Annotated in this window: 3 protein-coding genes; all 3 read right to left on the minus strand. The window is 61.4% G+C overall.

The features are described from left to right. The coding region (locus NKJ06_RS35160) for an ATP-binding cassette domain-containing protein (protein ID WP_352812516.1) at nucleotides 1-697 on the minus strand (697 nt) is incomplete at its 3' end. Nucleotides 698-772: 75 nt separating this feature from the next. After that, on the minus strand, nucleotides 773-1,843 hold the full coding sequence (gene torT / locus NKJ06_RS35165; protein ID WP_352812518.1) for a TMAO reductase system periplasmic protein TorT: 1,071 nt from the start codon (nucleotides 1,841-1,843) through the stop codon (nucleotides 773-775). Between the two features lie 196 nt (nucleotides 1,844-2,039). After that, on the minus strand, nucleotides 2,040-2,275 hold a 236-nt coding region (locus NKJ06_RS35170; protein ID WP_352812520.1), incomplete at its 5' end, for an SDR family oxidoreductase.

Genomic DNA, 2,275 nt, shown 5'->3' on the forward strand with positions numbered 1-2,275 from the left:
TCATCTCGATCAGGGTCGCGTCCGATGCCGCGGCGATGGCCACTGTGTCGATCTTGCGCCCTCCTCGCAAGACCGTGACACGGTCAGCGAGCCGACGGATCTCGGCCATGCGGTGCGACACATAGATGATCCCGACGCCCCGAGCCTTGAGGCCCGCGATGGCGGCGAACAGTTTTTCCGCTTCACCGTCGGTAAGCGACGCGGTCGGTTCGTCCAGGATGAGGATTTTGGCATCCGAAAGCATGCCTTTGGCAATCTCGACCATCTGCTTTTGCGCTCGGGTCAGCGTTTCGATCTTGCTATCCAGCTCGACGTGAAAGCCAATGTCGCGGAAGCGTTCTTCCGCGCGGGCACGCATCGCGCGCCGGTTCAGGAAAAGCCGTCCTTTGATCTCGCGTCCAAGAAACAGGTTCTCCTCGACCGTGAGGTCGGGGACGAGACTGAATTCCTGGAACACAGCCGCGACGCCGGCACCGCGGGATTTCTGAGGGGTCAGCGCGGAAACGGTTTGGCCGTCAATACGGCACGAGCCTTCGGTCCAGGCGTAGGTTCCCGCTATCAGATTGATGAGCGTCGACTTGCCGGCGCCGTTTTCACCGAGAAGGGCATGGAGCTCACCGCTCAGCAGCGTGAAGTCGACGCCGTCAAGCGCCACCACACCCCCGAAACGCTTCGTAATACCCGTAAGTTCAAGCATCTTTTGACACCACCGAGATCGAAGCAGAAAGGGCGGCAGGCCAAGGCCGAGGTCTGCCGCCCATCGAAGATGGGACTATTGTACCGAAAATTCAGGCTTCCACCCATCGGGCGCGAAAATCTGCGTCGGGTCGATTTTGTCGACGTTGTCCTTGGTCACGATACCCGGCGCGACCAGCAGAACCTTCTCGTAGTCCTTCTTTTCCAACGCTCGCACCGCGAGGTCGACGCTGATGCGGCCCATCATGACCGGATACTCGGCGGCAAAGCCAAGCACCTTGCCTTCCTTGACCAGCTTCAGCATCGTCTGGTTCTCGTAGGACGACATGATGACGACATCGTCTCGGCCGGCGTCGGCGACGGCACTGACGGCCGCTTCGGCCGCCGCCGCCCCGCCCCAGATCACGTTGAGATCGGGATAGGTCTGCAACGCGTCCTCGACGATGCGCAGGCTTTGCGGAACGCCGGGCTCACCATAGAGCTCGGCCGCGAGCTTGATGTTGCCGGTTTTGGTGCTGTCGCGGAAGCCCGCCATATAGCTCTCCGCCCAGCCCGATCCCTGCGGACCCGGCAGGCCGATCGCGGTCGTCTTTTTGTCGCCGAGGTACTTCTTGAGGTACTCCCCCTCCTGAAAGCCCTTCTGGTAGGTATCGGGAGTGATCCGCGCGGTGATCGGGGTCTCGAGAATTGGGTTGGCGACGGCGATCTGGACAAGACCCTTGGCGTCGCCCTCCTTCAGCTTGGCCGCAAGACCGGCTTCCGAGATGGCGGCGACGAGGATGCCCTGGGCGCCGGATGCGACGCAATCGTCATATTGCGACAGCTGCTTGGGCAGCGCGTCATAGCCGCCGGCCTGCAGCACCGTCACCTTGACACCCAGGCGCTTTGCTTCCTCAACGATACCGTAGTCGACCGAGACCCAGTAGCTGTCCTTGAGGTGCGGAAACAGAACGCACAGGTTCCAGGGCTTCTCGGCCTTTTCCAGCGGCACATAGTCAAGTGCCTCGACTTTTTTCAGATCGCCGCCCTTGGCCGCGTTGATCTTGAAGGGCCACCAATCCTTGGCATGGGCGGCGTTGGGCAGGACGGCCACGCTGGTGACGAAAGCCGCCGCGAGCATGGATTGGAAAGCGCGATTCTTGGTCATGTGATTCCCCATTTGTTTCGTGTGTTCCCGGGTGGGGGGCCGGCAAAATCGCCGGCTCCCCGGTCTGCCTGGGGAGCAGAGATACCTGCCGATGCGTGGATGTCACCGTTTCGGCGAATGCGCCTTAGGGTTCGTCCGCGCTGTCGCTCATTCACAAAGCCACCGTACTACTTATAAGTTATAAGTCAACTGGCTTTCATAAGCCGTTGCTGATTTCAGGCAAGGCGAGCGTTTTCAACCCCGCGCTCTCGCCGCCGTCGACCGGCATGACGATGCCGTTGACGAAGGACGCAGCCGGCGACAACAGCCAGGCCACGGCCTCCGCGACGTCTTCGGGAGTTCCCAACCGACCGACTGGAATGCGGCTCTCCAGCAGAGCCCTGCGGCCAGGAATGGCAAGCGTGCCCGCCATCATCCTTGTTGCGATCTGGC

Source organism: Mesorhizobium sp. M0293, assembly GCF_040321735.1.
In the GTDB taxonomy this organism is placed as follows: Bacteria; Pseudomonadota; Alphaproteobacteria; order Rhizobiales; family Rhizobiaceae; genus Mesorhizobium.

Coding starts and splice junctions, on each gene's coding strand:
- torT (WP_352812518.1), bottom strand. CDS start 1,843: ATGACCAAGAATCGCGCTTTCCAATCCATGCTCGCGGCGGCTTTCGTC.